We start from the raw sequence: 6087 nt of genomic DNA, 5'->3' as shown, positions 1-6087 counted from the left end.
ATGTTATATCAGTGAACAAGCTTCAATTTTAAATATATTAGGTATATTCATCATGCAAAACCAAATCAATCAAAATGAAATCAATATGCTACGCACCGAATTAGAACTGCTCATGCGTGAACGGCAATCATTATTAAAAGTAACAGGGGCTGCCGCGGGCCTAATTGCCGAAATGAATAGCCATGACTTACCAATTGCCACGATCGAAGCTGCGGATTTATTAGCCACGACAATTAATGGATTAAATGAAGAAACCTTGCAAGACGCATTAAATGCAGTCCACGCTGAAATTATTGAATAGAATTAATAGATAAATCTTAAGTAATCCGAATGAATGAAATTTAATTTCACCTGCTTGGTTTAAGTTATGCATAAATTCGCCAAAGCATTAAACTTCCCTTCAAGGTTCATTACAACTACCACTATCATTGCCTTATTACCTTCATTTTTTACGTCATGTAGCTTTCAAAAATATAATGCGCAGCCTTTAGACCCTGTAGCAAACACCATCAGATTTGAGAAAAAAGAACCTACTGGTTACGATTTTCAACAATTTCTGCTAAACAATGGCTATCCAGCGAATAGCCTACCCATTCAACATTGGGGTTTAGATGAGCTAACTTTCTGTGCGCTTTTTTTTCACCCCAGCTTAGATGTTACGCGCAGACAATGGCGCAAAGCGCAAGCGGCTGAAGCTTTTGCGGCTGAAAAACCATTGCCAAGCTTGAATGGATCAATTGCACATAGCGACGATTCAGACCCGGCAAAAAAACCTTTTGCTCTTGGCTTAAGCATTGATATACCGATTGAAACTGCAAACAAACGTAACCTGCGTATCGAAAACGCCCAGCATTTATCACAAACAGCCAAATTAGAGATTGCCCAAACAGCGTGGCAATTACGACAAAACATAGCACAAACACTTGCCGAATATCAACTTAACCAAAAGCAGCTAGGCATTACTGCCTCAGAAATAGCGCTTAGAAGAGAAATAGTGGCTATGTATGAAAAACGTGTAAGTCTGGGCGAGGCTTCGAACATCGAGCTAAGTACGGCAAAATTACAACTGCAAACAACCGCTTCAGAGCTAAGTAATAAACAGCAAAACCGACTAGTTCTACTCGCAAAACTGGCAAATAACTTAGGTTTACCGCTGGCTAAGGTAGAAGCCCTGCAATTATCCACGAATGACACTCAAAAAAACTTACCCGCAAGCATACCGACCAAACAATTGCAGAACACCGCATTATTAAACCGCATCGATATTCGCATTGCGCTAGAGCGCTATGCACTGGCTGAGACTAAATTAAAGTTAGAAATAGCAAAGCAATATCCAAATATCGTGATTAGCCCAGGATACACCTATGAATTTGGTGATAACCTTTGGTCACTTGGCCTGTCAAGCTTGATCACCTTTTTAAATAAGAACAAGTTGGCCATTGCTGAAACAACGCAACTACGTGAGGTTGAAGCTGCACAGTTTGAAGCTTTGCAGACTAAAGTTCTTTCAGACACATCAATTGCCAATGGCCTGATAGCACAAGCCCAGCAATCGTTAACAAATCAGCAAGCTTTAGCTGAACGGCAACAGGCTTATACTAGAAGTGCAGAACGCAAATTCGCCGGAGGCGAGATTGATCGATTGGAGTTTGCTTATATCAAATTAGAAAACATCGCCGCAGAAAAAAATCTAGCCCTAGCAGACCATCAGCTGAATACAGCAATCCATGAGTTAGAAAACACGCTACAGCACCCAATGAGCACCTTAATATCGAGTGAAAAATTTGAAAACGCGTCTTTAGGCCAATGAATTAGGGTGTGTAGGTAATTAAGGGGAGTTAAATGAATCGTAAAATCGCCATTATTCTTGGTATACAAGCTTTTATTATCGTCATGCTATTTTGGCTACTTGTCTTTTATGGCAAGGATGAATTTGAAGCACTAACTCAGGCACAAGAAGAGGAAATTGCAACACCCAACCTTGTCACCAGTAAAGAAGGCATTACCGCTATTAAGGTCAATTCTGCTACGCAAATACAAAGTGACATTAAAACTAGCCCCTTAAAAGCCAGTATGCACCAAGCTAATATCAGCACGTATGGTAGCGTTTTAAGCATTGATAGCTTGATTGACCTCAGAACGAGATATTTAGCAGCTAAATCTGAAATCGAAGTTTTACGCACTTCTTTAACGCAAAATAAAAACGAATTCGCACGCTTGCAAAGCCTAAATCAAGACGATAAAAATGTCTCCGATAAAGTTGTAGCGATTTCCGCCAGCAATGTAAAAGCCGATGAAGCGAGAATCGCCGCTGCGGAATCCACTGCAAAAAACCTTGCGGATAGTATGCGTCAACAATGGGGTGAATCACTGACTATACAGGCCACTCAGCCGAATGTAAGTGAACTGTTGCAGAACCTCATCGCCAGCAAGGAAGTATTGATTCAAACTACACTTCCCTTTGATGCTGCCGAACCGCGTGAAAATAGCGGCATTATGATTGCGCCTACCGCTGCACCGTCGCATACTATTCGAGCTCACTATATTTCTCGCGCGCCTTTTAGTAACCCTACGATTCAAGGTAAAACCTACTTTTACCGTGCAGTTTCAACAGAACTCCGCGCTGGAATGCAGATTAATGCCATTAACGCCACCTCCAATAAAAGTGTTCCTGGCGTCATTGTGCCGAATGATGCCATTATCTGGTATGCAGGAAAACCTTGGGTATATCGCAAAACTGCTAAAGAGCAATTTAGCAGATTGCCGATTAAAACAGACATTGAAGTAGAAACAGGTTGGTTTTACCAAGGCAACCTAAAAGAAAATGATGAAGTTGTAACCAGCGGCGCACAACTCCTGCTTTCAGAAGAATTCAAATCGCAAATTACAAACGAGAACGAGGATTAAATCGCCATGATGTCGGCATTAGTCCGTTTTTCAATTCGCTTTAGTGGCGTTATTATCGGCTTAACCATAGCGGTCATCCTGTATGGTTTATACAGCATGTCACGCAGTAATTTGGATGTATTTCCTGAGTTTTCGCCAACGCAGATTATTATTCAAACAGAATCACCAGGGCTTTCTGCTGAATTAGTAGAAAGCATCGTCACGCAATCAATTGAAACCAGTATAGCCGGTACGGTTGGCATTGAGAGCATGCGCTCGCAATCGATTCCCGGCCTATCAATTATCACCATCATTTTTGATGAGAACACGGATATCTATCGAAATCGACAAGTGATTGCAGAGCGCTTAGCCACACTCAATAACAAACTACCCAAAGGCATAACACCCAACATCACACCACTTACCTCTTCCGCCAGCACTGTGCTTGGTTTCGGCTTAACTTCAAAAACACGTAGTTTGACTGAAATTCGCACCTTGGTCGATTGGGTGATTGTGCCACATTTATTAGCTATACCAGGGGTCGCTGATGTCAATGTGTTTGGTGGAAAAGTAAGACAATTTCAGGTGCAAGTTGACCCAGAAAAAATGATACGTTATGGCATCTCACTCATTCAAATTGAGGAGGCTGTAAAAAAAGCCACGGGCGTGCGTGGAAATGGCTATATTGAGAATAAAAATCAACGCATTGTTATTATTACAGAAGGCCAAGCCTCATCACCCGATGAATTAGCGCGTGCCACCTTACTTTATAAGAACGGGCAAACCATCCGACTTGGTGACATTGGCAAAGTGGTTGAAGGAGCCGCGCCCTCCATCAGTTCAGCAGCCATTAATGAAGAGACTGGCGTTTACCTTTCTGTGCAAGGGCAATTAGGCGCAAATACACACGGTGTAACCCTTGCGATTGAAAGTGCATTGCAAGAGCTAAAACCTAGTTTAATTAGCGAAAATATCACCCTACACGAAGGCTTGTTTAGGCCAGCAAACTTCATTGAAGTGGCTATTGAAGGTGTGCGTCAAGATATTTTAATTGGCTCAATATTAGTCATTGCTATCTTATTTTTATTCTTATTTAATTTCCGCACGGCTTTTATATCGGCAACAGCCATCCCACTTTCCCTACTCACTGCGATTGTTGTAATGAGCTACTTTAACATTGGGCTGAATATCATGGTGCTCGGTGGCTTGGCTATTGCATTAGGTGAAGTGGTCGATGATGCGATTATTGATACCGAAAATATTTTTAGACGGATTCGTGAAAATCGCCTGCTGGCAATACCCTTGGCTACACATCGCGTTGTGTTTGAAGCATCGATGGAAGTCCGAAGTTCGGTCGTTTACGCAACGGCGATTGTGGCGCTGGTGTTCATGCCGCTACTCACCTTGGGGGGCGTAGCTGGTAAATTATTTGCTCCTTTAGGGTTTGCTTACATTGCGGCGATTGTTGCATCCTTAATCGTTGCCCTCACGCTTACCCCAGCACTCTGCTACCTACTTTTAGGCAATGCCAAACTCGATACAGAAGATCCGCCCATGATACGCATTATCAAAAGCTGGTATGTTAACGTGCTGTATCGTATCGAAAAACATTACAAACTGATTATTGCGCTAAGTTTTATGGTGATTTGCTTAGGTTTGGGCACACTACCTTTATTCAAGAATCAATTTATCCCAGCCTTACATGAAGGCCACTTTATTATGCACATGACAGCGGTACCTGGCACATCAGAACAGGAATCGCTGCGTATAGGCAAAAAGGTTTCTGCACTTATTCGCAATATCAAAGGGGTAAAATCAGTCACGCAATGGGTGGGTCGGGCACCAAACGGCGCTGATTCATTTGGCACGCATTACAGTGAGTTTGAAATTGAGGTCGGTGCAATTTCAGGTGAAAGTCAAAGGCAAATTCTAAACCGAATTCGTGAAGAATTAGCTGGTGAAGAAGTCGATGATGATAGCGATGGCATTGCGGAAGCGGGTTTTGTAGGGGTTAACTTTGCAATCAATACTTTTTTAACAGAACGTATTGAAGAGACCATTTCTGGCTACGCCGCCTCTACCGTGATTAATATTTACGGCCAAGACCTAGATGCCCTCGATCATGATGCCAACGCTGTCGCGAATATCGTTAGACGCATCAACGGCGCAAATGACGTGTTAGTGCAATCGCCGCCTGGAACGCCGCAATTGGTCATACGCTTACGCCCTGAAAAAATGGCACAATTGGGTTTACAGCCAACCGATGTGCTAGACAACGTCCGCGCCGCCCATGAAGGCACGCCTATCACCCAAGTATATGATGGCAATCGCGTCATCGGCGTAAGTGTCCTGCTCGACATGGAAGCGCGTGATGATGTGCAAGAAGCAGGCGATCTTCCGCTATTTAATCCAGAAGGAAAATTACTACGATTACGTGATGTCGCGGATATTGTGCAAGAGAATGGCCGTTCTAAAATACTGCATGCTGGAGCCAAGCGCATACAAACCGTCACCGCTAACGTTAATGGACGGGATATCACATCGTTTACTAAAGAACTCAAAACAACTTTAAAAAAAGAGCTTAGCTTATCGCCAGGCGCTTATTTAGAATTTACAGGCGCTGCAGAAGCGAATGCAAAGTCTAGAGAAGCCTTGGTCTTACATTCACTATTAGCAGGAGTAATCGTATTCCTGATGTTATATATTGCCTTTGGCCGATTGCGTAATCTATTACTCACCTTTGCTAATTTGCCTTTTGCACTATTTGGTGGTGTACTGGCTATTATGTTCACAGGCGGGTGGATGTCAATTGGCACACTAGTCGGTTTTGTTACCTTATTTGGTATCACTCTGCGCAACTCCATTATGATGGTGTCGCACTATCAGCACTTAGTAGATAAAGAAAACTGCGTATGGGGCTTAGAAACCTGCATACGAGGAGCTTCTGAACGGCTGCCTTCTATTTTAATGACGGCACTGGTTACTGCGCTGGGATTAATGCCCCTAGCCGCAGCCAGCGGTCAACCAGGACGGGAAATCGAAGGCCCAATGGCAACCATCATTGTCGGTGGCTTAATTACCTCAACAATCTTAAACCTATTGATTCTGCCAACCATTATGTTGCACTTTGGTAAATTTGAAAATCAACAAAAACTAGCAACGCAAAGTTAAATTTTCCTTCTTAGTATAAGCAAGTAAGAA

Annotated in this window: 4 protein-coding genes; all 4 read left to right on the top strand. The window is 42.8% G+C overall.

Annotated elements, in window-relative coordinates; translation table 11 throughout:
- Positions 1 to 52: 52 nt before the first annotated feature.
- The 4 genes from HOO90_RS11010 to HOO90_RS10995 all read left to right on the top strand — a co-directional run bounded on the left by HOO90_RS11010 (position 53) and on the right by HOO90_RS10995 (position 6057).
- The gene (locus HOO90_RS11010; RefSeq protein ID WP_292843014.1) at positions 53 to 301 is read left to right on the top strand and encodes a hypothetical protein; all 249 of its coding nucleotides are present in this window, start codon (positions 53 to 55) and stop codon (positions 299 to 301) included.
- A gap of 66 nt (positions 302 to 367) precedes the next feature.
- Positions 368 to 1810 (top strand): TolC family protein, encoded by a 1443-nt coding sequence (locus HOO90_RS11005; RefSeq protein WP_292843012.1) that lies wholly within the window; start codon positions 368 to 370, stop codon positions 1808 to 1810.
- 32 nt (positions 1811 to 1842) lie between these two features.
- A complete protein-coding gene (locus HOO90_RS11000) occupies positions 1843 to 2907 on the top strand; it encodes a hypothetical protein (protein WP_292843010.1) in 1065 nt (354 codons plus the stop codon).
- 6 nt (positions 2908 to 2913) lie between these two features.
- Complete coding sequence (locus HOO90_RS10995; RefSeq protein WP_292843008.1) at positions 2914 to 6057, top strand: efflux RND transporter permease subunit; 3144 nt, start codon at positions 2914 to 2916, stop codon at positions 6055 to 6057.
- Positions 6058 to 6087: the final 30 nt, after the last annotated feature.

This window comes from Methylotenera sp., from assembly GCF_013141425.1.
In the GTDB taxonomy this organism is placed as follows: Bacteria; Pseudomonadota; Gammaproteobacteria; order Burkholderiales; family Methylophilaceae; genus Methylotenera.
Note: the sequence above shows the minus strand (reverse complement) of the source record. Positions and strands in the feature narration are given on the sequence as shown.

Coding starts and splice junctions, on each gene's coding strand:
- HOO90_RS11000 (WP_292843010.1), top strand. CDS start 1,843: ATGAATCGTAAAATCGCCATTATTCTTGGTATACAAGCTTTTATTATC.
- HOO90_RS11005 (WP_292843012.1), top strand. CDS start 368: ATGCATAAATTCGCCAAAGCATTAAACTTCCCTTCAAGGTTCATTACA.
- HOO90_RS10995 (WP_292843008.1), top strand. CDS start 2,914: ATGATGTCGGCATTAGTCCGTTTTTCAATTCGCTTTAGTGGCGTTATT.
- HOO90_RS11010 (WP_292843014.1), top strand. CDS start 53: ATGCAAAACCAAATCAATCAAAATGAAATCAATATGCTACGCACCGAA.